This window comes from Chelativorans xinjiangensis (genome assembly GCF_009812055.1).
GTDB lineage: Bacteria > Pseudomonadota > Alphaproteobacteria > Rhizobiales > Rhizobiaceae > Chelativorans > Chelativorans xinjiangense.
In genome coordinates, this window is the sequence record NZ_WQNH01000058.1 from 1 (window position 1) to 25,505 (window position 25,505).

The 25,505-nt window shown below is 61.5% G+C and carries 22 protein-coding genes, 1 tRNA gene and 3 pseudogenes; 13 read left to right on the forward strand and 13 right to left on the reverse strand.

Annotated elements, in window-relative coordinates:
- Positions 1-219: 219 nt before the first annotated feature.
- Positions 220-820, forward strand: a pseudogene (locus tag GM910_RS23710) (transposase); the annotation flags it as partial.
- Between the two features lie 108 nt (positions 821-928).
- Here the strand turns inward: GM910_RS23710 and GM910_RS23715 are convergent.
- Entirely contained in the window at positions 929-1,087 is a 159-nt protein-coding gene (locus GM910_RS23715; protein WP_159592469.1) for a hypothetical protein, read from the reverse strand.
- A gap of 85 nt (positions 1,088-1,172) precedes the next feature.
- A complete protein-coding gene (locus tag GM910_RS23720; protein WP_159592472.1) occupies positions 1,173-1,850 on the reverse strand; it encodes a TetR/AcrR family transcriptional regulator in 678 nt (225 codons plus the stop codon).
- A 154-nt stretch (positions 1,851-2,004) separates the two neighbouring features.
- Between GM910_RS23720 and GM910_RS23725 the strand changes: the two genes are divergently transcribed.
- From GM910_RS23725 to GM910_RS23755, 7 genes are all read left to right on the forward strand, one after another.
- On the forward strand, positions 2,005-2,886 hold the full coding sequence (locus tag GM910_RS23725; RefSeq protein WP_201285585.1) for a shikimate dehydrogenase: 882 nt from the start codon (positions 2,005-2,007) through the stop codon (positions 2,884-2,886).
- A 103-nt stretch (positions 2,887-2,989) separates the two neighbouring features.
- Entirely contained in the window at positions 2,990-3,991 is a 1,002-nt protein-coding gene (locus tag GM910_RS23730; RefSeq protein WP_159592475.1) for an alpha/beta hydrolase, read from the forward strand.
- 70 nt (positions 3,992-4,061) lie between these two features.
- Positions 4,062-5,048 (forward strand): TRAP transporter substrate-binding protein DctP, encoded by a 987-nt coding sequence (gene dctP / locus GM910_RS23735; RefSeq protein WP_159592478.1) that lies wholly within the window; start codon positions 4,062-4,064, stop codon positions 5,046-5,048.
- A gap of 67 nt (positions 5,049-5,115) precedes the next feature.
- Positions 5,116-5,631, forward strand: coding sequence for a TRAP transporter small permease (locus GM910_RS23740; protein WP_159592481.1), 516 nt, complete (start codon positions 5,116-5,118; stop codon positions 5,629-5,631).
- Entirely contained in the window at positions 5,628-6,929 is a 1,302-nt protein-coding gene (locus GM910_RS23745; RefSeq protein WP_159592484.1) for a TRAP transporter large permease, read from the forward strand. The genes GM910_RS23740 and GM910_RS23745 overlap by 4 nt, the downstream gene beginning before the upstream one ends.
- Before the next feature lie 19 nt (positions 6,930-6,948).
- Positions 6,949-7,395 (forward strand): type II 3-dehydroquinate dehydratase, encoded by a 447-nt coding sequence (locus GM910_RS23750; RefSeq protein ID WP_159592487.1) that lies wholly within the window; start codon positions 6,949-6,951, stop codon positions 7,393-7,395.
- On the forward strand, positions 7,392-9,299 hold the full coding sequence (locus GM910_RS23755) for a bifunctional sugar phosphate isomerase/epimerase/4-hydroxyphenylpyruvate dioxygenase family protein (RefSeq protein WP_159592490.1): 1,908 nt from the start codon (positions 7,392-7,394) through the stop codon (positions 9,297-9,299). Before GM910_RS23750 ends, GM910_RS23755 begins: the two co-directional genes overlap by 4 nt.
- 37 nt (positions 9,300-9,336) lie before the next feature.
- On the opposite strand, the gene GM910_RS23760 is transcribed toward GM910_RS23755, so the two are convergent.
- From GM910_RS23760 to GM910_RS23770, 3 genes are read right to left on the reverse strand one after another with little or no spacing between them, the layout of a single operon-like run.
- A complete protein-coding gene (locus GM910_RS23760; RefSeq protein WP_159592493.1) occupies positions 9,337-9,960 on the reverse strand; it encodes a TetR/AcrR family transcriptional regulator in 624 nt (207 codons plus the stop codon).
- Positions 9,961-10,015: 55 nt separating this feature from the next.
- Positions 10,016-13,126 (reverse strand): efflux RND transporter permease subunit, encoded by a 3,111-nt coding sequence (locus GM910_RS23765; protein ID WP_159592496.1) that lies wholly within the window; start codon positions 13,124-13,126, stop codon positions 10,016-10,018.
- Positions 13,126-14,235: an efflux RND transporter periplasmic adaptor subunit gene (locus GM910_RS23770; protein ID WP_159592499.1), complete on the reverse strand. Its 1,110-nt coding sequence runs from the start codon at positions 14,233-14,235 to the stop codon at positions 13,126-13,128. Before GM910_RS23770 ends, GM910_RS23765 begins: the two co-directional genes overlap by 1 nt.
- An 86-nt stretch (positions 14,236-14,321) precedes the next feature.
- Between GM910_RS23770 and GM910_RS27895 the strand changes: the two are divergent.
- The 4 genes and pseudogenes from GM910_RS27895 to GM910_RS23790 form a co-directional block, all read left to right on the forward strand.
- Positions 14,322-14,489 (forward strand): annotated as a pseudogene (locus GM910_RS27895) (TetR/AcrR family transcriptional regulator); the annotation flags it as partial.
- Between the two features lie 257 nt (positions 14,490-14,746).
- A tRNA-OTHER gene (locus tag GM910_RS23780) sits at positions 14,747-14,842 on the forward strand.
- 99 nt (positions 14,843-14,941) lie between these two features.
- Positions 14,942-16,246: a beta-ketoacyl-ACP synthase II gene (gene fabF / locus GM910_RS23785; protein ID WP_159592502.1), complete on the forward strand. Its 1,305-nt coding sequence runs from the start codon at positions 14,942-14,944 to the stop codon at positions 16,244-16,246.
- A gap of 104 nt (positions 16,247-16,350) precedes the next feature.
- Positions 16,351-17,166 carry an oxidoreductase gene (locus tag GM910_RS23790; RefSeq protein ID WP_159592505.1) on the forward strand — a complete coding sequence of 272 codons (816 nt, stop codon included), beginning with the start codon at positions 16,351-16,353 and terminating at the stop codon, positions 17,164-17,166.
- A 134-nt stretch (positions 17,167-17,300) separates the two neighbouring features.
- Here the strand turns inward: GM910_RS23790 and GM910_RS23795 are convergent, their stop codons facing one another.
- The 7 genes from GM910_RS23795 to GM910_RS23825 form a co-directional block, all read right to left on the reverse strand.
- On the reverse strand, positions 17,301-17,534 hold the full coding sequence (locus GM910_RS23795; protein ID WP_425482723.1) for a hypothetical protein: 234 nt from the start codon (positions 17,532-17,534) through the stop codon (positions 17,301-17,303).
- 3 nt (positions 17,535-17,537) lie between these two features.
- A complete protein-coding gene (locus GM910_RS23800; protein WP_159592508.1) occupies positions 17,538-18,497 on the reverse strand; it encodes a sugar phosphate isomerase/epimerase family protein in 960 nt (319 codons plus the stop codon).
- The gene (locus tag GM910_RS23805) at positions 18,494-19,519 is read right to left on the reverse strand and encodes a Gfo/Idh/MocA family oxidoreductase (protein WP_159592523.1); all 1,026 of its coding nucleotides are present in this window, start codon (positions 19,517-19,519) and stop codon (positions 18,494-18,496) included. The genes GM910_RS23800 and GM910_RS23805 overlap by 4 nt, the downstream gene beginning before the upstream one ends.
- A 14-nt stretch (positions 19,520-19,533) precedes the next feature.
- Positions 19,534-20,526 carry an ABC transporter permease gene (locus tag GM910_RS23810; RefSeq protein WP_159592526.1) on the reverse strand — a complete coding sequence of 331 codons (993 nt, stop codon included), beginning with the start codon at positions 20,524-20,526 and terminating at the stop codon, positions 19,534-19,536.
- 2 nt (positions 20,527-20,528) lie between these two features.
- The gene (locus GM910_RS23815; RefSeq protein WP_159592511.1) at positions 20,529-21,302 is read right to left on the reverse strand and encodes an ATP-binding cassette domain-containing protein; all 774 of its coding nucleotides are present in this window, start codon (positions 21,300-21,302) and stop codon (positions 20,529-20,531) included.
- A 17-nt stretch (positions 21,303-21,319) separates the two neighbouring features.
- Positions 21,320-22,285 carry an ABC transporter permease gene (locus tag GM910_RS23820; RefSeq protein ID WP_246226320.1) on the reverse strand — a complete coding sequence of 322 codons (966 nt, stop codon included), beginning with the start codon at positions 22,283-22,285 and terminating at the stop codon, positions 21,320-21,322.
- 150 nt (positions 22,286-22,435) lie between these two features.
- A complete protein-coding gene (locus tag GM910_RS23825; protein WP_159592514.1) occupies positions 22,436-23,461 on the reverse strand; it encodes a sugar ABC transporter substrate-binding protein in 1,026 nt (341 codons plus the stop codon).
- A 216-nt stretch (positions 23,462-23,677) separates the two neighbouring features.
- Between GM910_RS23825 and GM910_RS23830 the strand changes: the two genes are divergently transcribed.
- Positions 23,678-24,703 carry a LacI family DNA-binding transcriptional regulator gene (locus GM910_RS23830; protein WP_159592517.1) on the forward strand — a complete coding sequence of 342 codons (1,026 nt, stop codon included), beginning with the start codon at positions 23,678-23,680 and terminating at the stop codon, positions 24,701-24,703.
- A gap of 180 nt (positions 24,704-24,883) precedes the next feature.
- On the opposite strand, the pseudogene GM910_RS27900 reads toward GM910_RS23830, so the two are convergent.
- Positions 24,884-25,150: pseudogene (locus tag GM910_RS27900) on the reverse strand (recombinase family protein); the annotation flags it as partial.
- Between the last annotated feature and the right edge of the window lie 355 nt (positions 25,151-25,505).

Consider the following 25,505-nt stretch of genomic DNA (forward strand, 5'->3'; position numbering starts at 1 on the left):
CAGTCGCATTGGCCATCGACTCGCTCCTTCTTCAGTCGCGAGCACAATCCTATAATGAAATGAACTTCAGTTCCAGGTGACTAGACCACGATTGCAGTTGGTTGCGAGGTGATTTGAACCTAAATTCTAAGTGATTGATTTTCTTTGGGTCTGTTGACCTGCCACGGGTAATTTCCTCCAGTTTGGATTAGCGTCCGGCCACGTTTGAAGGACGGACAGATGAAGAGAAAGCGGTTTTCGGACGAGCAGATCATTGCAGTTTTGCGTGAGCAGGAATCCGGTGCGAAGGTGGCGGATCTGTGCCGCAAGCACGGCATTTCCGATGCGACCTTTTACAATTGGAAGGCCAAATATGGCGGCATGGACGTCTCGGACGCCAGGCGGCTGAAGGCTCTGGAAGACGAGAACGCGAAGCTGAAGAAGCTCCTTGCCGATCAGATGCTCGAAGCCTCTGCACTTCGAGAGGTTCTTGCAAAAAATGGTAGGGCCTGCTGCAAAACGCGACGCCGTCGCGCATCTGAGGTCCGCCATGGGCCTGTCGGAGCGGCGGGCCTGTCTGATCGTCGGAGCCGATCGCAAGACGATCCGCTATCGCTCTTGCCGTCCGCCGGAGGCGGAGTTGCGCGGGCGGTTGCGTGAGCTTGCCAATGAACGTCGGCGCTTCGGCTATCGGCGGTTGTTCATCCTGCTCCGACGTGAGGGCGAGCCATCGGGGATCAATCGCATCTATCGGCTCTATCGCGAGGAAGGTTTGGCGGTCCGCAAGCGGCGGGCCCGGCGGCCTACGCCGAGATCCTCGCCGCAACCGGCTCCAGCGCTGCGCAAGTCGAAGGCTCCGCGCCCTCCGCCGGTTGCTCACCCCGCGCCCCGTGGCGTAACAGAAACGGCCGAAGCTCTAATCGCCGCTGGATGAAAGTTCAGTGGCAGGTCACTGTTTGCGGCGGGCAAATCCGCCAAAACGAAATTCCAGCAACCCTTTGAGTTCACTTGAGTTTTTGATTTTAGGTGGTTGCGGGGGCTCGCAACCACCGATACCGACATTTGCTTGCGATATCTGTATGACAGGCTTCGCGCCATAAGCCGCCATTTACGCCCGCTCTTCAACCTGTTGACCCGATGCGATCGCTCAGGCTTACCATCGCAGTGGCGCAAGTTGAGCAGACCTTGCTGGATCAGGGCGCCTGGTCTGCTTTGACGGCAAAGCGCAGGACCGTTTTCACCACGTGCTGGCGTAAGGTTTCCTGCCCTCCGGCGCTGTAAAGTCGGTCTCCGAAAATAAGGGAGAAGGTTGCGCGGTTGGACACATTGAAGAAGCTGAGCGCGCTTATCTGCCAGTGGAGTTCGAGCGGATCAACGTCTTCGCGGAAAACGCCCGCCTTCTTGCCGCGCCGGCAGATCGTCTCCAGCTTCTCGATGGCACCCGCGTTCAGGCGGCCGATTAGTTCCGACTGCCTGATGTAGGCACCGTGATGGATGTTCTCGATCATCACCAGACGGATGAAGTTGGGGTTGCTGCTGTGATGGTCGAAGGTGAACTCCGCGAGACGTGTGAGCGCCTCCACCGGCGACAGATGGTCAAGATCGAGATCGCGCTCGCCCTCGCGTACTTTCCGGTACGCCTCCTCGAGTACGCGGCGGTAGAGCCCCTCCTTGTCGCCGAAGTAGTAGTAGATCATGCGCTTCGAAGTGCGCGTCTTGGCCGCGATCTCGTCCATGCGCGCCCCCGACAGGCCGTTGGCTGCGAACTCTGACGTCGCGACGGCGAGGATGTTCAACTGCACGCCGGCGGGATCCTGCTTCCAGCCACCACGGCTGATGCTCTTCTGTAGTTCCAGGTCCAACTCGCCCATGCAGCAGCCTCCTTGCTCCCATGGTTCTTATACGAATTAACCAGCTCGTTCAAAGTTCTTGACTGAATTAACCGGATAGTTCAAATTGCATTGTGTGGCGCGCGCCTACAAGGAGGAACGGCGAAGCCGTGAGGGAGGATCAGGTTTGAAGCCAGTGGCGGTCAGCGCTGAACCTGCGCAAACGCTGGTATCACCACGTAGCAGCGTGCTGGTCGGCCTCATTGGCCGCGGCATCCAGCTTTCACGCACCCCTGCCATGCACGAAGCGGAGGGGCGTGCTCAGGGCATCGCTTACATCTACCGGCTGATTGACGCCGATCTGATAGGCGATCCGGCGCCCTCGATCTCGGAGCTCGTCCGCTTCGCCGAATATTTCGGGTTCTCCGGGTTCAACGTCACCTTTCCGTTTAAGCAGGAGATCCTGCCGCTGCTCGACAAGTTGTCGGATGCGGCGCGTGTGGTCGGCGCCGTCAACACGGTGGTGCTGAAGGACGGGCTGCGCTTCGGTCACAACACCGACTGCTGGGGTTTCGCGGAAAGCTTCAGGCGGGACATGGCGGGTGTTCCCCTCGACCGTGTGGTCCAGTTCGGGGCTGGTGGCGCGGGGGCTGCTGTCGCCTATGCTCTTATCAAGCTGGGTGTGAGGGAGCTCGCGATCGTCGATTCCCAACCCGGACGGGCGGAACGCCTGGCAGAGCGCCTGAATATCGCCATCGGTGGTTCGGTCCGTGCGGAAACGAACGTCCAGGAAGCCGTCGCGGCCGCCGATGGGCTGGTCAACGCGACACCTGTAGGAATGGCGCAATATCCCGGGATGCCCTTTCCGGGTGACCTCCTGGCATCCCACCACTGGGTGGCCGAGATCGTCTATTTCCCGAGAGAGACGGAGCTTCTACGTCATGCCCGCCGCCTAGGGTGCAAGGTTCTTCCGGGGATGGGTATGGCGATCGGGCAGGCAGTCCGCGCCTTCGAGCTTTTCACGGGACGGACGACGGACATAACCGCCATGGCCAGGCATTTCGAGGCAGCGGCATGAGCCAAGGCGACGGAAATGGCCGCGCAGGGCAGTCGAAGGCGATCGAGATGACGAGCGCACTCGGTGTTCGCTCTGGAATTGAGGAGGAGGAGGAGAAAATCGCATGAAGCTATTCCCCATAGCAGCTCTGGGGGCTGTTTTTCTGGCCACGCTGCCGGCGCAGGGTGCAAGTCAGGACCTCGATTTCCCAACCGCGCCAAAACCGCCGGCCGGGGATGCTTTTCCGGAGCGCTCCGTCCAGTTTCCCGGCGGCGTCGTCGCGCTTGCCGACGTTACCTACGACACCCAGGTTGGGTACCGGCCGCTGACGCTCGATCTCTACCGGGATCCGAACGCGGCAGAGCCGCGGCCTGCCATCCTCTACATTCACGGTGGCGGGTGGGAACGGAGCCACAAGAGGACCGCCGGCGTGTTCACCGATTTTCCCGGGGTGCTGGCAAATCTCGCCGCCCGCGGATTCGTCGTCGCATCGGCAGAGTATCGCCTCAGTGGAGAAGCGCCCTTTCCCGCGGGAATCAACGACGTCAGGGCCGCGATCCGGTTCCTGAGGGACAACGCGGACGAGTATGGCATCGATCCGGAACGCATCGGAATTTGGGGAAGTTCGGCAGGCGGCCAACTGGCAGCCCTGGCTGCGGTGAGCTGCGACGAGAGCGATCTTGAACTCTTCGCAAAAGGCACATCCGAGACCTCGACCTGTGTCTCGGCTGCCGCGATCTGGTACGGGATATTCGACTTCGGTTCCGGAGAGGCGCCCGAGCCCTCCCTTTCGGCGAATGTGCCTACCCGTTTCCTTGGCTGCACGCCCGGCTACTGCGCGAATTATCTCGTCAAGGCCGCAAGTCCGATCAGCCATGTGGACGAAAAAGATCCGCCCTTCCTGCTTGCGCACGGAACGGACGATCAGATCGTTCCGATATCGCAGTCGCAGTTCGAAGCCAGGCTGAAGGATGCCGGCGTGGCGGTGCAGACCCACTATGTGGACGGGGTCGACCACAGCTTCGTCGCCCCGGAAGAGGCGCTGACGCGGCGCTCTGCCTTGGAGGCGATGGGCCGAACCTTCGACTTCTTCACCGAGCAGCTCAAGCCCGCAACATCACAATGATGCAGCGTACTCAACCGCAAGCGAGGCCCGCGAGGGCCGTAGGACCAACCATCGCAAAAGGGAGGAAAGCATGAACATCACCATCAGTCGCCGCCAGTTCATCATCGGAACCAGCGTTCTCGCTGCATCCGCCGCCTTTCCGGCACTGGCGCAGGACAAGCCGAAGCTCCGCTTCTCTGCCGTGTTCTCGGAACAGGATATCCGCGCGGAGATGATGCAGAAGTTCGCCGACGCGATCGCCGACGACTTCACTTTTGAAGGCTACTACGGCGGCAACCTCTTCAAGCAGGGTACCGAGCTCGTCGCGCTGCAGCGCGGCAATCTCGAAATGGGCAACATTGCGCCGCAGGACATCTCCAAGCAGATCCCGGCCTGGTCAATCGTGACTGCCGGCTACCTGTTCCGTGACGCGGCCCATGTGAAGACCTTCTTCAACAGCGAGCCCGGCGCCGAGTTGAAGAAAATGGCCGAGGATCAACTTGGCATAAAGATTCTGGGGCCGACCTATTTCGGCGTTCGCCAGGTTGGACTCAAGCCGGAAAAGGACATCCGCACTCCCGCCGATCTGGCGGGCATTAAGCTGCGCATGCCCCCCGGAGATGCATGGCAGTTCCTTGGCGAGGCGCTTGGCGCCAACCCCACGCCGATGGCTTACGCCGAGGTCTATACGGGCCTGCAGACCGGCGCGATCGACGGGCAGGATAATCCGCTGCCGAATGTCGAGAACATGAAGTTTTACGAGGTGATGTCGCAGATCGTCCTGACCTCGCACCTCGTCGGCTTCGACCTGCTGACCGTCTCGAAGAAGGTTTGGGACGAAATGGATGCGGACACCCAGGCCCGCTTCCAGGCGGCAGCGGATGCGGCCATCGACTTCTCTACGGAAAAACATCTCACGCGCGAGGCCGAGCTGGCCGACTCCTTCAAGGAGAAAGGCTTGAAGATCTATGAGCCTGACCGGGAGGCCTTCCGCGAGCATGTGCAGCAGAAGTACCTCGCCTCCGACCTGGCCAAGGACTGGCCGGAAGGCATGGTCGAGAAGATCAACGCGCTCTGAGTGTCCAGCCCGCTGCGGGCATGGTCCGTGGCGGGCTGGTTCCACGCGTTCAGCAGGAATGAACCGCATGCCATCGAAATCAAGGGTCGGTCTCTGGCTCTACCGCCGTGCGGAAAACCTTCTCGCGCTCATGCTTGGCGTGATGTTCCTCGCTTTCTTGCTGCAGGTCCTGTTCCGGTACGTGCTCAACCTGCCCGTCGGATGGACCAATGAACTCAGCTCCATCCTCTGGATCTGGATCGTCCTCTTCGGCGCGGCCCTCGTCGTGCGTGAGGAGGAGGAGGTGCGCTTCGATCTGCTCTTCGCCTCCGCGGGGCCGCGGCTTCGCCGGATCATGTTCCTGCTTTCGGCTGCGGCTCTGTTGTTCCTCTACGGATACTCCTTTCCGGCGGTTATCGACTACGTCACCTTCATGAAGGTCGAGAAAAGCTCCTATCTCAAGCTGCGCTTCGACTGGGTCTTCTCCATCTACATCGTCTTCGTTCTGGCCGTGATCGCCCGCTACATCTGGCTGTCCTGGAAGGCGCTCACCGGCCGAGCTCTCGATGATCTCGACTCCTTGAAGGCAGGCTCCGGCGTATGAGCTTCGCCAGCCCGTTCTCCCTGTCGCTCGTGACAATCACCGCGCTCGCCTTCCTGGGCCTGCCGATCGGCCATGCCATGATCGCCGGCTCCATTCTCTACCTGATGCTTGCGGGCCTCGACATGGGAACCGCCGCCGAGCAGCTGCTGAACGGCATGTATTTCAATTACATCATCCTCGCCGTGCCGCTGTTTATCCTCGCCGCGGAGCTGATGAATATCGGCTCTATGACGGACCGGCTCATGGCTTTCTGCAACGCGGTGGTCGGCCGGTTCCGTGGCGGGCTGGCTCACGTCAACATCCTCCAGTCGATCATCTTCGCGGGCATGTCCGGCTCCGCGATCGCGGATGCCGCCGGAACCGGCAAGATGATGCAGCAGCTCATGACGAAGGATCAGAAGTATCCGCCGAGCTATGCCGCAGCACTTACGGCGGCGACAGCGGTGATCGGGCCCATCATCCCGCCCTCGATCCCCATGATCATCTACGCGCTCGTCTCCGATGCATCGATCGGATACCTGTTCCTCGCCGGCGTCGTGCCGGGACTGCTGATGGCCCTGTCGCAAATGGTCATCGTCTCGTTCGATGCGCGCAGAAAGGGATTTCCGGTCGAGCCGCCCACGCCGCTGCGGGCCCTGCCGGGCATCACGTGGCGCGCGCTGCCGACGCTGATGATGCCCGTCGTCCTGCTCGGCGGCATCTATTCCGGCGTTACCACGCCGACGGAGGCAGCAGCTGTCGCCGCGGCTTACGCGCTTCTCGTGTCGACCATCCTCTATCGCAGTGTGAGCTTCGGCGCCTTCTACCGCTCGGTGCTGTCGAGCGCGCGCACATCGGCATCCATCGGCATGCTGATTGCCGGCGCATTGGTCTTCAACTATGTCGTCACAGTGGAGAATATCCCGCAGGCGCTGAGCGCTTTCCTGACTGCCCGCGACCTTTCCCCAACCGGCTTCCTGATCATTGTCAACATCGTGCTCTTGCTGCTCGGTTGCCTGCTGGAAGGCACAACCATTCTTCTGGTCGTGGTGCCGGTGCTCATCCCGACGGCGCAGGCGCTCGGGATCGACATGGTCCATTTCGGCGTCATGGTCGTCGTCAACATCATGCTTGGCCTCATTACCCCACCCTACGGCCTGCTTCTCTTCGTCATGACTCGGATCGCCAATGTGCCGTTGCGCAAGATCGTGCGCGACGTGCTTCCATTCCTGTGGGCCATGGTGGGTTCACTCGGCCTCATCACCTTTTTCCCCGATCTCGTGCTTTGGCTGCCGAGGCTGCTCGGATATGGCGGCTGAACGCAGAAAGGAGACGCCAATGACCGTAAAGCCGATTTTCATCCTCAACGGACCGAACCTCAACCGTCTCGGAAAACGCGAGCCGGAAATCTACGGCACCACGACGCTCGCCGAGGTCGAGGCGATGTGCCGCGAGGCGGGGGGCGACACGCCGGTGCGGTTCCATCAGTCGAATGCCGAGCATCAGCTTGTCGACTGGATCCATGGGGCGATCGACGAAGGCGCGGGCATCCTCGTCAATCCGGCAGGCCTGAGCTTCAGGTCGATCCCGCTGCTCGACGCGCTGAAGATGTTTCCCGGGCCCATCATCGAGTTCCACATCTCGAACATCCATCGGCGCGAGGAGATCTATCACCGCTCGCTCGTCTCGACCGTCGCCACCGCCGTGCTGGCCGGGCTTGGGCCGCGCGGCTATGTGCTCGCAGTGAAGGCGTTGATTGACATGATCCGGGAGCATGAGACATGAAGACGTCCATCGCGACCGTATCGATCAGCGGCGACCTGCGCGAGAAGCTGGCGGCGATCGCCGCCGCCGGTTTCGACGGCGTGGAAATCTTCGAGAACGATTTCCTCGCCTTCGACGGGACGCCGGCCGAAGTGGGCCGCATGATCCGCGATCACGGCCTGGAGATCACGCTGTTCCAGCCCTTCCGCGATTTCGAGGGCCTGCCAGAGCCGCAGCGCACACGCGCGTTCGACCGGGCCGAGCGCAAATTCGACCTGATGGCCGAGCTCGGCACCGACCTGATGCTCATCTGCTCCAACGTATCGCCGGCCGCCCTTGGCGGCATCGACCGTGCCGCAGCCGATTTCCATGAACTTGGCGAGCGCGCTGCGAAGCGGGGCTTGAGGGTAGGTTACGAGGCGCTCGCCTGGGGGCGCCACATCAACGATCATCGCGACGCATGGGAGATCGTGAGACGAGCCGACCACCCCAATATCGGCCTTATCCTCGATTCCTTCCACACACTGGCGCGCAAGCTCGATGTCGAGACGATCCGTGCCATCCCCGGCGACCGCATCTTCATCGTGCAGCTCGCGGATGCGCCATATATGGAGATGGACCTGCTCTCTTGGAGCCGGCACTACCGCAACATGCCGGGCCAGGGCGACCTGCCCGTGGTCGATTTCATGCGTGCCGTGGCGGCCACCGGCTATGACGGCCCACTCTCGCTCGAAATCTTCAACGACCAGTTCCGCGGCGGTTCGCCCAAGTCGATCGCGGTGGATGGCAGGCGGGCGCTGGTGAACCTGATGGACCAGGTCCGCCGCGCCGAACCTGGTACGATTGCGATCGACGTGCCCGACATGCCCGACCGGATCCCGGTGGAGGGGGTGGAATTCGTTGAATTCGCTGCCAATGACGAGGAAGCGGGCGAGCTGGGCCAGCTGCTTTCGACCATGGGCTTTGCGCCACAGGCAAAGCACCGCAACAAGGATGTGGTGCTCTGGCGGCAGGGGCCCGCCGCGTCCGGCATCAACATCGTCATCAACACGGAGCACGAGGGCTTCGCCCATTCCTCCTATCTCGTCCACGGCACGAATGCCTATGCGCTTGGCATCCGTGTCGAGGACGCGCAGGCGACTGTGGCGCGCGCCCGCGCGCTCGGGGCGGAACCCTTCGAGCAGAAGCGCGGGCCGGGCGAGCTGGCCATTCCTGCAATCCGCGGTGTCGGCGGCGGCGTGATCTATTTCATCGACAGCCGCAGCGAACTCTCACGCGTCTGGGATATCGAGTTCGCGCCGCTGCCGAAGCGCAAGACGACGGTCGACGCAGGCCTTGTTGCGGTCGATCACATCGCGCAGACGATGAATTATGAGGAGATGTTGACCTGGATCCTGTTCTACACGGCGATCTTCCGCACCCGGAAATCCCCGATGGTGGACGTGGTCGACCCCGGCGGGCTGGTGCGCAGCCAGGTCATAGAAAGCGAGAATGGTACGCTCCGACTCACGCTCAACGGTGCCGAGAGCCGCAGGACGCTGGCGGGCCACTTCATCGCAGAAAGCTTCGGTTCGTCCGTGCAGCACCTCGCCTTCGCCAGCCGCGACATCTTTGCAAGCGCGGCGGCAATGCGAAAGCTCGGCTTCCGCCCGCTTGAGATCTCGCCCAATTACTACGACGACCTCGAGGCGCGATTCGGCATTGATGCGGCTCTGTCTCAACGGCTGCGGTCGCATAATATCCTGTATGACCGGGATGAAGGCGGCGAATATTTCCAGCTTTACAGCACCAACTACGGCGAGGGTTTCTTTTTCGAGATCGTGGAACGCCGCGGCGAATACCGCGGCTACGGCGCCGCCAATGCGCCCTTCCGTATCGCCGCACAGAAACGTCAGCTGAGACCATCCGGGATGCCAAAAAGCTGACGCCGCCAGCGCGGTGCCAAGTGCTGGCGGATGCGCATCAGACTCGTTGGTCCGATTTGCCGAGAGCTTTCAGGATAAAGCGAATCTGCGCGCGCAGGCCCGCTTCGGTGTCTTCGCAGTGTTGCACGCAGTGCTCGATCAGGATCGGATGGAAGAACGGCATGAATGCGGTCTTGATCGCACGCGCCGCCTCGGCGGGATCTTCGACCTTGAATTCGCCCGCTTCGATGCCCTCTCGGATGATCGCCTCGAAGATCATCATTATACGATCGAGATGCGCCTTGATGATCGCCCAGTTCTCCTGCATGGCGGCGACAATCATGTCGTGCATGCGCTTTTCCTTAACCAGTTTCGTCTTGTTGTGCCGGTGAATGGCGGTCAGGAGCCTGTCGAGTCTCTCCAAGGCCGGCGCGTCCGTACGAGCGATCGCAAAGGCGATGTCGGCAACCTCGTTCACGACACGCCTGCAGATGGCCTCGTTGATCGCATCCCTGGAGGGAAAGAAACGGTAGACGTTCGCGCGGCTCATGCCGAGTTCGGAGGCAATGTCGGCCATCGATGTCTTATGGTAGCCGATGCGGCGAAACTGTTCCTCCGCCACCTCCAGGATGCGCGCACGCACCTCGTCAGGATCAGCTCGCGTTCGGACTGGGCGATTCATGAATGCCTCCGGAATGATGAATTGGATCTGCCGGGCTCGCGTTTACGGGCGAGCCCTATTCGGCAGCCATTGCTATTTGCATTTCCAATTCCTCCGCTGCGTCCTCATGGACCTCGTCTGTGGTCGGCTTGATCCGGAACCACGCGGCGTAGAGCGCGGGAAGGAAGAGCAGGATCAGCACCGTGCCGACCGCCGTGCCGCCGATCAGCGTATAGGCCATCGATCCCCAGAAGACGGAGTGCGTGAGGGGGATGAAGGCCAGCACGGCGGCAAGTGCGGTCAGGATCACGGGTCTTGCACGTTGCACCGTGGCCTCGATGACGGCGTGATAGTCGTCAAGACCGGCAGCTCGGTTCTCCTTGATCTGCTCCGTCAGGATCAGCGTGTTGCGCATCAGGATGCCGGCGAGCCCTATCAGCCCCAGGATGGCGTTAAAGCCGAAGGGCTGGTTGAAGATGAGCAGCGCCGGCACGACGCCGACAAGGCCAAGCGGTGCCGTCAGCATGACCATCGTCATCGTCGAGAAGGACCGCACCTGCAGCATGATGACGATCAGCATTGCGGCGATCATGACCGGGAAGACCTTGGCCAGCGCGGTGTTGGCCTTTTCGGCCTCCTCGATCGATCCGCCCAGTTCGATGCGATAGCCGGCCGGAAGGGAAGCGATCAGTGGCTGAAGGGCCGTCATGATCTCCTTGGAAACCTCCGGAGGCTGGGTCGCCTCGTTGATGTCCGAGCGGATCGTGATGACGGGCGTGCGATCGCGGCGTTTCAGGATCGGCTCTTCCAGACGAATTTCCGAATGGCCGATCTGGTCGAGCGGAATCTGCCGCCCATCCCGGCTCGTCAGCGAGAAATCCGCCAGACGCGCCGGATCCAGCCGCTCCCCGCCGGCGCTGCGCGCCACGACGGGGACATTGCGGATGTCCTCGCGAACCTGCGTGACGGGAATGCCGGTGAGGAGGAACTGGAGCTGCTGGGCGACCTCGGCCGGTGAGAGACCGATGAGGTTCAACCGGTCCTGATCCGGGACGAAGCGGAGCACGGGCGTGCGGTTGCCCCAGTCGCGATTGACCTGCCGCACATCCGGGACGCCCCGCATGATGTCGAGGGCCTTCTCGGAGATGCTGTACAGTTGCTCGGGATCGGGGCCCATGACCCGGAACTCGACCGGGAACGGCGTATAGGGTCCGAACACAAGCTGGGTGACGCGCACATAGGCCTCGGGCGCAACTCCCTGTGACACAGCCTCTCGAAGCCGCTGCTTCAACGCATCACGCGCCTTCGCGTCCGGTGTCAGAACGACGATCTTGGCGAAGGCGGAATCGGGCAGCTCCGGCGCCATCGCGAAGAAGAAGCGGGGAGCGCCCTGGCCGACATAGCTCGTGACGATCACGGCCTCGGGCTGGTCGTCCAGCCAGCCTTCGAGCTTCTCGACAGCGGCAATCGTCGTTTCGATGCTGGTGCCCTCCGGCAGGCGAACCTCCACCAGCACTTCGGGGCGGTCGGATGTTGGGAAGAACTGTTGTTTGACGCCCCCCATACCGACGACGGAAAACGCGAAGGCGATGCCGACGATGCCGCTGGTCACGAACTTGTGCCGCACGGCAAAGGTGATGAGCCGTCGCAGGCGCCGATAGTTCGGCGTGTCGTAGATCGCGTGGTGGCCGCCTTCGACCGGTTTGATCTCGGGCAGCATCTTAACGCCGAGATAGGGCGTGAAGATCACCGCAACGATCCACGAGACGATGAGGGCGAACCCCACAACCCAGAAGATGTTGCCTGCGTACTCGCCGGCCGTCGAGCGCGCGAAACCCACCGGCAGGAAGCCGGCGATCGTCACGAGCGTTCCCGACAGCATCGGCGCCGCGGTGTGGCTCCACGCATAGGCCGCCGCCCTGATGCGGTCCATGCCTTCTTCCATCTTCACCACCATCACCTCGATGGCGATGATTGCGTCGTCCACGAGAAGGCCGAGCGCCAGGATAAGGGCGCCGAGCGTGATGCGGTCGAAGAAGCGGCCGGTTTCCAGCATGATGAGGAACACGACGGCGAGCGTCAGGGGGACGGCCGCCGCCACGACGATGCCGACGCGCCAGCCGAGGCTGAGCAGGCTTACCAGCAGCACGACGCCAAGCGCCATCGCGAACTTCATCATGAATTCATCGACCGCCGAGGTGATGTTGACGGCCTGGTCACTCACCTTGTCGAGCGTCATCCCAAGTGGCAGTGTCTGTGCGATGGCCGCGGTCCTGTCCTCCAGCGCCTTGCCGAGCGCGAGACCGTCCCAGCCCTCCTGCATGACCGCCGCGAGCATGATGGTGGGCTCGCCCTGGCGTCGGATGAGGTAGGTGGGAGGATCCTCATAGCCGCGGCGGACCTCGGCGATGTCGGACAGCTTTAGCGTCCGCCCGGCAGCGACAATCGGCGTGTCGGCGATCGCCTGAACGCTGTCATAAGCGCCGTCGACCCGGATGAAGACCTGCGGCCCCTTTGTGTCGACCGAGCCTGCCGGTGTGACGGTGTTCTGCCGCTGCAGTGCGGCAACGATATCCTGTGCCGAGACGCCGAGGGTCGTCAGTTTGGCGTAGGAGAACTCGACGAATATCTGTTCGGGACGTTCACCGAGAATATTGATCTTCTTGACGCCGGGCACGTGCAGGAGGTCCTGTCGGATCGCCTCGGCCTGCCTGGCCAGCTCACGCATCGGCATGCCCTTGGCCTTCAGCGCATAAAGGGCGAAGCTCACGTCCGAATATTCGTCATTGACGAACGGGCCGTAGACGCCGGGCGGCAGATTGCGGGCTTCATCCCCGAGCTTCTTGCGGGCCTGATAGAACTCCTCCTGCACGACAGATGGCGGTGTGCTGTCCTTCAGCGTGACCGTCATATACGCATAGCCTGGACGTGTGGTCGTCTCCACCCGGTCGTACCAGGTCAGCTCCTGAAGCCGCTTCTCCAACGGTTCGGCGACCAGATCCTGCATCTCGCGCGCCGTCGCGCCCGGCCAGGCCGTGGTGACCGTCAGGGTCTTGATGGTGAAGTTGGGGTCCTCCGCCCGCCCGAGCATGAGGAACGCATAGGCGCCGGCGGCCACCAGCAGGAGGATGAAGAACAGGGTGACGGCGCGTTCGCGAACGGCGATCGCGGAAAGATTGAGGTTCATCACTTACCCCTGCTTTCAGATGCAGTCCTGACGCGAGCGCCCTCTTGCAGGAGGTGAGCGCCGAGCGAAACGATCGGATCGCTGGAGTTCAGTCCGGCGACCACCGCGGTTTCGCTGGTCACACGAACAAGCTGGACGGGCTGAAAGTTGACGGTCGAGGTGGCGCTGTCCAAGACCCAGACGCCGGTCTTCTCGCCGTCATCGAGCACGGCTCCCAGCGGCACCTGGACTTGCCGCTCGCTCGCCTGGCTTGCAAGCCGAATGGTTACCGTCGCGCCAAGCGGTGCTGCCGCAGCCTCACCGTCGAGCACATAGCGGGCCTCATAGGTACGTGTCTGGGCATCGGCGGAGTCCGACAATTGCCGGAGATGCGCCTTATAGCGGCGCTCATCGCCCCCATACACGCTGGCCTCGGCCACCGAGCCGATCGCCGGCCGGACCGTTTCGGGAAGCGCGACCACCGCTTCGCGGGGGCCGGCCTGGGCGATGCGAACCACCGGCTGGCCGGCGGAGACGACCTGGCCCGGCTCGCCAAGCGTTTCGACCACCGTTCCATCCGCATTCGCCACCAGGACTGTGTAGGTCGCCTCGTTCTCGGCGACCCGTGCTTCGGCTTCGGCGGCGGCGAGTTGCGCCTGGGCCGTATCCAACGCGGCCTTCGCCTGCTCGTAGCGCTGCCGGGGAACCCATCCATCGTCGAGCAACTTGGCGTATCGCCGTTCATCCGGTTTCGTCTGAACGACTATTGCACGGGCTGCGGCAACGGCATTGCGCTTCGCCGTGAGCGCGAGGCGAAGGTCTGTATCGTCGATCCGCATCAGCGGTTGACCGGCTTTGACCTCCTGGCCGACGTCCACGAGCCGTTCCACGATCTTGCCGGGGACGCGAAAACCGAGATTGCCCTCCACCCTCGCCTCTATGACGCCTGTGAAGCCGCGTTCGGATCCGGCCACCGGCGCTGCCGTCACCAGCCTGACGAACGGCGGTTCCTGCCTCGGGTCGCTCACGGCAGAGGCTTCCCGCGCGGGAATGGCAAATGTGGCGAATGCCGCCGCTCCTGACACCGCGATCAGGATGCTCCCCAGCACAATAACGGGTCTCATTTTCATGCCCATAGCCTCACATCAAAATAGATTGCGTTCACACTCTATATAAGCTATAGATTACGAATGCAATCTAAAAATGGAGATTGACGATGCGTGTGAGTCGCAAACAGGCCGCGGAAAACCGCGAGACCGTGATCAGTGTGGCAAGCCGCCTTTTCCGGGAGCACGGCTTTGACGGCATCGGCCTCAAGGATCTGATGAAGGGCGCCGGACTGACCCAAGGCGCATTTTACAAACAGTTCGCGTCAAAGGAGGACCTGGTGGCGCAAGCGTCCAGACGGGCGATGGAAAGCGCCACGCACCGATGGGCGGACGCGACCGAGGCGAATCCTGAGAATCCTCTTGGCGCAGTGCTCGCATTCTACCTCAGCATGGACCATCGCCAGGAAAGGATGGACGGCTGCCCGATCGTGGCGCTCGGCTCGGATGCCGCCAGACAGAGTGCTGACGTAAAAGCGTCTTTCGAAGCCGGAATCAGGGATTATCTCGAAAATCTTGGTCACTTGATTGGCGAGGGCGAGGAGCCCAGCGGCAAGGCCATGGCCATTCTCTCGACCATGGTCGGTGCGGTGGTGCTATCGCGCGTTGTCAACGACCCCGACCTCGCCCAAGCCTTTCTGGATGCGGCAACGGAACAGGTTCGCGAAACCGTCGCCGCTTGAACGGCGTGGGCAGCGCTGTAGGCACACCCAATTTGATAGGAGAATAGATGCGACGGATTGTTGTCACGGGCATGGGCGCCATCACGCCCCTTGCTGCAGATGTCGAAACGTCCTGGTCGCGCCTCCTGGCCGGTCGCTCGGGTATCCGGAGGCTTGCCGAGGATGTAGTGGGAGACCTGCCGGCCAAGATCGGTGGTGTGGTGCCTTCTGTGGGCGAAGACCCTGAGGCCGGCTTCGATCAGGATGCCGTCATGGCGCCGAAGGATCAGCGCAAGGTAGACCGCTTCATCCTCTTCGGGCTTGCGGCTGCACAGGAGGCACTCGCCCAGGCAGGGTGGGCACCCGTCTCAGAAGCGGATCGCCTGCGCACTGCCACGATCATCGCATCCGGCATCGGCGGGTTTCCCGCCATTACCGAGGCGGTGCGCACGGTCGACACCCGCGGCGTCCGCCGCCTGTCGCCTTTCACGGTGCCGTCCTTCCTGGTGAACCTCGCGGCGGGCCACATCTCGATCCGCTGCGGTTTCAAGGGACCGCTGGGCGCGCCGGTAACTGCGTGCGCGGCCGGAATCCAGGCGATCGGGGATGCGGCCCGTCTCATCCGCGCCGATGAAGCCGACATTGCCGTGTGCGGTGGAACTGAAGCATGCATGAACATCGTCAGTCTCGGTGGCTTTGCCGCGGCTCGTTCCCTTTCCACCGGCTTCAATGAAACGCCGGCTCAAGCCTCGCGCCCCTTCGACACGTCGCGGGACGGCTTCGTCATGGGCGAGGGAGCCGGTGTCCTAGTCATCGAGGAACTGGGCCATGCGCTTGCCCGCGGCGCGAAACCGCTTGCCGAACTGGTCGGCTACGGCACGACGGCGGATGCGCATCACGTCACCTCCGGTCCCGAGGACGGTGAAGGGGCGCGTCGGGCCATGGAGATCGCGATTGCCCAGGCCGGCATTTCGGCGCGCGATGTTCGCCACCTCAATGCGCACGCGACCTCCACGCCAATCGGCGATCTTGGGGAAATCGAGGCGATCAGAAGCGTCTTCGGCACAGATTCCGCCATAGCCGTCAGCGCAACCAAGTCGGCGACCGGACACCTGCTCGGAGCCGCCGGCGGGCTTGGAGCCATCTTCGCAATCCTGGCGCTCAGGGATCAGGTGGCACCGCCGACCCTCAATCTGACAGCGCCTGATCCAGCCGGCGACGGGATCGACTTCGTTGCAGACCGAGCCCGGCCGATGGCGATGGACTACGCGATCGCCAATGGCTTCGGCTTCGGCGGGGTCAATGCGAGCGCGCTGTTCCTGCGCTGGACGGATGACGAGGCCGGCGCGAGCACCGGAGGTGCCGGCAATTGAAGCGCTGCCTCTAACCCCTGTTTTCCCGACCCACCGGAACGCGCGGCTGACAAGCGGACGCGGCATCCCAAAACCTAACCAGCACAAAGAAAGAAATGACTTCCATGAACAAAACCAATCCTGGCGTCGCTATAGTGACGGGAGCATCCTCCGGCATCGGGCACGCAACGGCCAAAGCCTTGCAGAACGCGGGCTATCGCGTATTCGGAACCAGCCGTCGCGCGGTCGCCGAACGATCCGACGGTGTCACCATGCTGACCTGCGACGTCACCGATGACGCGTCCGTTGCGAAGCTGGTCGATGACGTACTGGCCGAGGCCGGCCGCATCGACCTGCTCGTCAACAATGCCGGCATGGGTCTGTTTGGCGGCGCGGAGGAGTCCTCGATGGCTCAAGCCCAGGCGCTGTTCGATGTGAACGTGTTCGGCGCCCTTCGCGTGACCAACGCGGTGTTGCCGATAATGCGCCGCCAAGGGAAAGGCAGAATCGTCAACTTGAGCTCGGTGCAGGGCTTCATCCCGGCTCCCTATTTCGCGCTGTATTCGTCGACCAAACATGCCGTTGAAGGCTATTCCGAATCGCTCGACCACGAACTGCGTCCGTTCGGAATTCGCGTGGCATTGGTCGAGCCCGCCTATACCCGTACGTCATTCGAAGAGAATCTCGCGAAGCCGGATCAGTTGCTTGATATCTATGACTCTGCGCGCGCTGGCATGACTGCAGCCGCGCGGAAAGCGATGGAAAGAGGCGATGCTCCCGAAGTGGTGGCCGAGACGGTCTTGAAAGCAGCGACCGATCCAGAACCGAAGAGGCGCTATACGGCGGGAAAAATGGCACGCCAGGTCAGTTTCCTGCGCCGTTTCGTCCCGGCATCCGCGTTCGACAAGAGCCTGCGAAAGCAACTCGGGCTACCGATCTGAGGTCGGCATCAACCGCATCTGATTTTGCTCGAGGCGCTCTCCCCCGAAGTGATTTGAGCCTGTGCGCTAATTTCTTGCTAACGCAAACAGCGGTGAAGCTGGCCCATCTTGGTTAACCGCTTGCTCAAATTGGATTATCTTGGCTGGAATTGGTTGCGGTACAGGGGGCACGCAATCGCCAGACGCTTATGCCCGTTCCTGATGGTGAAGGAAGCACCTGATCTCCCGAGCTTGCTCAGGTCATGATCCGTCCAGTTCCAAAGACCGACGCCAAGCCCCATCTCGGTGAGGCGGGCGGCATGCCATTCGATGGGTTGATCGCGGCAGAGCATTTCCGCGCAGGCTGCAAGTTGGAAAGGCCCGCTCATGGCTCAGATATCCTGCGGCTTGAAGTCGGACGGCGCAACCGGCATCACGCTCTTGAGCAGCGCCACCGACTTCTCGAGCCCTTCCAGCGAGTTCAGCAGCACATCCTCGTGCTCGATGGACAGCCAGCCGTCGTATCCGGCCATCTTCAGCCGGTAGCAGAATTGCCGCCACCATTCCTCACCATGGCCGAAGCCGAGGGTGATGTAGCTCCAACTGCGCGCGGGGATGTTCATGAGGCTGCCGTTTTCGAGCAAGCTCGTAGTGACTTGCACAGGAGCGTTCAGCATCGTGTCCTTGGCATGCACGTGGTAGACTGCACCACCCAAGGCGTCGGCCGCCACCAGCGGATCGGCACCCATCCAGAAGAGATGCGAAGGGTCGAGGTTGGCCCCGATGACGGGACCCACCGCCTTGCGCAGCTTTAGCAAGGACGGGACGTTGTAGACGCACTGGCTGCCATGCAGTTCCAAGGCGATCCTCTCGACGCCCGCCTCCTTGGCCATGGCGACGATTTCGGCCCAGAAGGGCAAGAGCTTATCTTCCCACTGGTAGCGAAGGATGTCTTGCGTTTCGGGCGGCCAGGACGAGACGACCCAGTTTGGCATCTCGTCATTGGCGCTGCCGGCGGGCAGGCCGGACATTGCGCAAACCGTCTTGATCCCCATTTCGCCCGCGACCCGGATCGTGTCCTTCAGGCACTCGCCTTGCGCCCGATCCGTGGGATGAAGCGGGTTGCCGTTGGCGTTAAGGCTGATGACCTCCAATCCGCGGTCGGCGAACGCCTTGAGGAAGGCCTTGCGTTCCCCGGCACTGGATTTCATGGCGGAGAGATCAAAATGCGGTGCAGTCGACCAGCCGCCGGTATTCACCTCCACGCCGCTCACGCCGAGACGCTGGGCATTGTCGAGCATTTCTCCAAAGGACAGGCCGCCGAGACTGTCCGATACGAACCCGAGTTTCATTCTGCTGCTTCCTTGGAGCGGGCGTAGAACGCCGGCTTCTCAATCATCTCGATGGAAATCTTCCGGCCTTCGCGTAGCGAGCGAACACCTGCTTCGGCGACCAGGGCGGCGGCATAGCCGTCCCAGCTATCGGAAGCGGTGTTGGGGAAAGCGCCGGTGGCGACGAATTTCAGGAAGGATCTGTTCTGGGCACGGTAGGCCTCGCCGTAGCGGGGACGCCAATCCGCGGCATAATGCGTGGATTGCCGCAGGCCGACATCAAGGCGGGAGTAGACCGGGGCGTTCAGGGCAATGGAGCCCGTTTCGCCCACCAGTTCTCCGCGCACGTCGTAACCATAGGCTGCGTTGTTGTTGATCTCGATATTGACGAGTTGCCCGTCCCTGGTTTCCAGCACCATGACGACCGGCGCGACCAGGTCATCCGACCGCTTCGGCTGGAATGCCGAGATCGTGCTGAACTCCGTATCGAGGACATGGCGCGCCACATCGAACTCGTGGGGAGCCGAGTTGGTGATCGCCTTAGCGCCCGTAAAGTCAGATGCCGGTGTTTCCACATTGCGGTGGAAGTTATGCATCATCAGGGCGCGGCCCAGCACGCCATCGGCAAGCGCCGCTTTGGCTTCGACATAGGACCGGTCGTAGCGACGCATGAAGCCAAGTTGGAGCCAGCGTCGACCCGTCTTCATCTCGGCGTCAATCACCGGAAGGCATTCGGCCGAAGATTGCGACAGAGGCTTTTCGCACAGGACCGGCTTGCCGGCCTCAACACAGGCGAGGCTCAGGGGTGCATGCGTGAAATCCGGGCTGGCGACGATCACCGCGTCAACGTCATTGCGGGCAACGGTGCCCTCGGGATCCGAGGAGATATCCTGCGCACCGTACTCGGCGGCAACCGATCGCGCCCGACCGGCATCCATGTCGCAGACCACCTGCAAGGTCGCCCCGGGGAGGTCCTCGGCCACGATCCTTGCGTGATCGGCTCCCATGAGGCCTGCACCGATCACGGCTATTCGAACAGTCATGAAATAACTCCGTTTTACCGCTTGAGCGCCCATTGCCGCAGCTTGCGGTCGCCGAGAGCTGCAAGCACGACGATGAGCCCCAAAAGGACTATGAACCACTGCGGGGGGATGGCCCTCACGACCAGGTAGGACTGGATCGAGGACAGAACGAAGGTGCCCATCAGCGCGCCGACAAGTGAGATGCGGCCACCCGCGAGCAGACACCCGCCAAGCACACAGGACGCAGTGGCCTGGAGTTCCATCATGCGCCCCATGGACCCGTCGGCGGAACCCAGTTTGCCCGCTTCCAGCACGCCCGCGAGTCCCGCAAGAACACCGCAGATGATGAACGCCCTGAGCTTGACGCGATCCACCCGAACGCCTCGCGAATGGGCGCTGGCGGCGGAACCGCCAGCGGCCAATAGGTGATTGCCGAACGGCATGAGTTTCAATGCGATAGACAGGATGACCAGTCCAGCGATCAACCAGAGAAAGCCTGTATTGACACCAGGGAACGTCCCGATGCGGAAGAGATTGTCGCCACCGAGAATGAAGTAGGAAAGCGCGCCTCGGTCCTTGTAGGGAACAGAAAAAGCGAAACCGCTCGTCAGCGCAATCGCGAGGCCACGAAAGATCATCAGCGATCCCAAAGTAACGATCAGCGATGGCGTACCTGTTCTCGTAACAAGAAGCCCGTTGAAAGCCCCGATGGCCGCTCCAGCCGCGACAGCCGCGAAAGCAGCCATCGCCGGGTCGACCCGGACGGCCAGAAACAGATAGATCAACGCGGCCATGCCGAAGGTGGAGCCGACCGAGATATCGATCTCACCGGTCCCGATGACCAGCGCGACACCGAGGGTCATGAGCCCCAGCGTGGCCGTGACCTGAAGGATCGTGCTGATATTGTAGGCGTTGTTCCAGCGCCCCTCCGAGGTCGCGACGAAGAACAGGACCAGGAACACGGCGACGAGAAAGATCCCGATCTCCGAATGCTTGCGGATGATGGGTTTCAGAGCTGCCAGGGACATGGTCACGACTCCATCTTTTCGACGACGCGACCGCCTTGTCGGATGACCTCTTCGAGCGCTTCGGCAGACATCTTGTCGGTCGAGGCGTCTTCGATCTTCTCGCCGTTCTCCATGATGACGATCCGGTCGGCGAGCTTGTGGACCTGGAAGATGTCGTGGGTGATGTAGATCACCAGAAGACCTTGGTTGCGCAGTTGCAGCGCCAGCTCGTTGACGTGCTCGCGCTCGCGTACCGAAAGGTGATTGGTCGGCTCGTCCATGATGACGACGCGGTTCTTGAACTCGACCGCGCGCCCGATCTTGACCGATTGGCGTTCACCGCCCGAGAGGCGCTCGACCTCATCATCGGCGGAGACATTGTCACGCAACCCGAAGGCGCGGATGACCTTTGTCGCTTCGCCGCGCATCTTCGCGAAGTCGAGAAGGGGTATGCCGAGGACCTTCCGGACGGGTTCCCGGCCGAGATAGAAATTTCGTGCAATCGAGAGGTTGTCGCATAGCCCGACGGATTGCTGGATCGTCTCGATTCCCTGGTCGATGGCGAGCTTGGGGTGGAACTCCTTTACCAGCTTGCCGTCGAAATAGACCTCGCCGTCCGTGGGTTTGTGGATGCCGCAAAGGACGCGGATCAGCGTCGTCTTTCCGGCGCCATTGTCTCCAACCAGACCCACTAGTTCGCCCGCGTGAAAATCGACCGAGACGTTCTTCAGTGCGTGGAAGTTTCCGAAATAGAGGTTCAGGTTCTTGACCTGGATCAGGGGCTTTGCGTCAGGCATCGCCTATTCCTCCCGCGTTACACGTTGTGACCGGCCCAGCGGGCGAGTTTCTGGTTGAAGATGACGGCAACGATCAGAACGATGCCAACGAAGGTGATGAACCACGATGAAGGTGCGCCCAGCGCGATCAGTTCGTAGCGAAAGCTGGTGACGATGAAGGCCCCGAGAACTGCACCGATCAGCGAGCCGCGTCCCCCGGACAGCAGGCATCCGCCGATCACGGCTGCCGAAATCGCTTCAAGTTCGAGAAGATCGCCGATGGTCACGTGGGTTTGTGGCCGGTCTGCAAGGGTGATGATGCCCGCGAAGCCGGCCATCAGCGAGCAGATCACGAAAGTCGCAATCTTGACCCGGTCGATGCGCACACCACGGGACTCAGCGCTTTCTGCCGATCCTCCGGTTGCCAGAAGATGGTTGCCAAATCGGGTCAACTTCAGGACGACGCTCAGGACCGCCAGCATGAGCAGCATCCACAGCAGCGCATTTTCGAAACCCAAAAACTCGCCGCCGAACAGCCGCGTCAACCAGTGTTCGCGCGCGTCAGTCGAGAAGTTGCGCACCGATCCGCCTGTCCAGACATAGATAACACCGCGGAACGTGAAGAGCCCACCGAGGGTCACGATCATGGAGGGAAGACCGCCCCACACGACCAAGATACCTTGTGCCAACCCGCAAAGCGCTGCGATTGCAAGCGCAGCCGCCATCGAACCGGGCACACCGAGTGAAGGTTCGAGGGTGATGAAGGCGATACCGGCCAAGCCGTAGACCGAGCCAACTGACAGGTCGATCTCTTTCGAGATAATGACAAGTGCCTGCCCGATTGCGATCAGGCCAAGGATCGAGGTGAAGTGGATGACGTTGGACAGCGTCCGGGCAGTCCACCAGCCTGAGAAGTCGATCAGCGTGAACGCGATCAGCATCACACCGACGCCAACGACCGACCCGAACCCGGCGCTCTTGGCAAGTTGCCTCAAAAAGGTCATTGCATTCAGCCTTCTCACGACAGGTTCATGGTGCGTTCTCGAAAAGATGTCCCCGAAACGAGGCCAGCCCGCATTGGTGGTTGGCGCGAGGCAGGGAAAAAGAGGGGCGAGCGGCAACCCTGTGCCACCCGCCCCAGTGGAGGAGCCGAATTACCAGGTGTTCTGGTTGTCGTATTCTTCATCGCCGAAGACGCTGCGGACCAGTTCGGCCCACTTGTCGGCGTTTTCAGCGTTGATGATGACCGGGCCGGTCAGGATGTCCGCCTTGGGCTCATAGCCCAGGGTCTTGTTCCAGTAGAGCCATTCCATCGGCGCATAGCCTTGCAGCCAGAAGCCCTGGCTGTTGGCCGCCAGAAGGTGGCCGGCGCGGATGCCTTCGATCGAGACCGGGGCTTCATCCACGGTAAGGATGGTGACGCCCTCGTTGTCGACATCGGGGCTCAGGCCCATGTCGTTGGCGACATCCCAGGCCCATGGCGAGGACCAGCCGGCAACGGTGAAGATGTAGTTGGTGTCGGGATTGGCCTGCAGGAAGGACTGCAGCGTGTTGCGGGCCGCAGCCGGTTCCGCACCGATGAACAGTTCCTCGAACTTGGCGCCAGTGCCTTCCATCGCTGCGTTCATGCCAGCACAACGCGCCTTCAGGCCCTGATGTGCGGCATCATGGCTGGCGCAGACGACCCCCGTTGGTGCGGGAATGTTGCCGGCCTCGGCCTGTGCCAGAGCGTACTGCCCCAGATGCAGGCCGGTGAGATATTCGTCGCCGCCGACATAGGTCAGGTAGGGAATGCGCTCGCCCTCGGGACGGCCATCAGGGATGTTGAAGGCGACGACCGGAATGCCGGCTTCGATGGCGCGACGCAGTGGGCCTTCGAAGGCATCGGAGTCCACGATCGGAACAGCAATGCCATCAGGATTGGTTGCGATAGCCTGCTCCAGCAGGCGCACGTGCTCCTGGACTGAGTAGTTGTTGGTCGAGATGTATTCGGTCTTTACGTTCGGATACTTCTCTTCGAACGTCTTGAGCGACTCCGTGAGCCATCCCATGTTCGCATCGTTCGAGCCGATGTGGGACACCATCACAAAGCGATAGTTCTCCTCCTGAGCCATAGCAGCCCCGGTCATGGCCACAGTGGCCAAAAGCGTCGCAGCAGCGACTTTCTTTGCAACCTGCATGAGTTTCCTCCCTCTGCTTTGCAGTCCGTGCCATTCGCTACAGCACGTCCGGGACACCCTATTGCTGCCAATCACATCAGAAAAGCGCCACAATTGCCTATTTCTGATGTGATCTACATCACCGTGTCTGAATTTGCGGCATCCTTGCGAGAGTGTTGTTTGTATCTGTGGATTATGAGACACTCTTGATGTTATTTCCATCACGCTGGAAGATCTATGCGAAACGACGATGATGAAGCCAATTGGAAAGGCCCGACGATCCGTGAGATCGCGGAAGTCGCGGGCGTCGGACCTGCCACAGTCGATCGCGTTCTGAACAATCGGCAAGGCGTCCGCGAAAAGACCCGTAACAAGGTCAAGGAGGCTCTGAACAAGCTGGCCAGCGACCGCGGCAACGAGGCTTCGGCACTCAACATCCGTCTGTTCTGCGAGTCCGGCGAGACATTCAACACGGCCATCGCGAGAGCGGTTGAATATGTGAATCGCTCGGTTCCTGGAGCTAGCGTGAGGGGCTCCTATATCACGACCAGCCTGCTCGATGCGGCCGCTTTCGCCGCATCCATGCTTGCTGACGGCGCATCATCCGATGGCGTCGTCGTCATCGCCAGGGAGCATCCCGCATTCAACAGCGCCATCAGAAGGCTGGAAAGCATGGGTGTGCCGGTGGTTTGTCTTACCACCGACTTGCCCAGCTCGCGGCGCAGCGCCTACATCGGGAATGATCAATACGCGGCAGGAAGTGTCGCGGGCCAACTGATCGGGACTGCCATGCACAAGGAACGCCACCGTGTGCTGCTCGCAACGAGCGTTTCCTTTCGTTGCCAGCAGGAGCGTGAGATGGGGTTCCGCAGGGTTCTGCGCTCCGAGTTTTCACACCTCCGGGTGGATGACCGTGTCGTTTCGGATGATGTGCCCGAGACAACGTACGAGCACATCATGCGCTACATTGAAAGCAACGGCACCCCCGCCGCAGTCTATAATGTTGCTGGAGCGAACCGCGGTATTGCCATGGCACTGGAGAAGGCTGGGTGCGCCCACGATACGATCTTTGTGGGTCATGAGCTCACACCACGTTCGAAGAAGCTGCTTGAAGATGGCACGATGGACTATGTGATCTCGCATGACTTCTCTGCCGAACTTGCCGCCGCAGTCAAATGGATCGGCGAAAAGCGCAGAGGCATCGAGACCAGGCCATGGACTTCGCCCATTCTTGTCCACACGCGCTACAACTGTGAGCTGTAGTTGCAGTGCTTGGGTGGTAGTTGGGTGGGATGAAGAGGCTGGACGCGAACGGTTGGAACTCATGAAGAGCGAAGATCGATGTTGCGCTCACCAGTGGGCGCGGACGCGCTCGCGTTGATTGAGTATCCCGCTTTACAGCAAGCGTTGGCGCCTCTTTCCTCTCCCATCGGCTGATCAATCTCAACGGTTGGCGATTCGCCACCGTTCTCGCCACGCCCTCGCGAAGCGCAGAACCTTATGCATATGCGCGATGTCTTCCTGATCGCGTGAGATTCGATCAAAGGCCTCCGCGCAAACGACATTGAAACAGCCTCCACGGGCATCGGCCAGAAGACGGTTGTTTCCTGCACGCCCACGAATGCTCGCGCCGGAGACCGCCTCGTCGAAGTAGCGGTCCGCAACCTGCCACCCTTCCCGCTCCGGCAGTTGACGGCAAAGCTGAAGCTGGTCGTCGCTCGACTGCGGGTTCTAAACGTCGGAGGAATAGTGAGCGTAGAGGGCGGCTTTCGGCATGAATCGGTCTGGATTCCAAAAGCGCCGCTTCTGTCAGCAATCCGGACCGGACAAAACCCCTCTCACGACTTTCTCCAACGCTCAGCTCTGCGCGACACCATCCTCCGCGAACGATCGTCGGCCCTTTCCAGCGTGTGTATTTGGTTGCGGGGTAGAGGACCCCCGATTTGAACCTGCAAAGTCAAGTCATTGATTTTATTGCATCGTAACCGGCCGAATAGGACCGCCTTATGAGAGGTGGTGTGAACCGGTAAGTTCAGGTCGTTAACGACGTCGTTATTGACGTCGT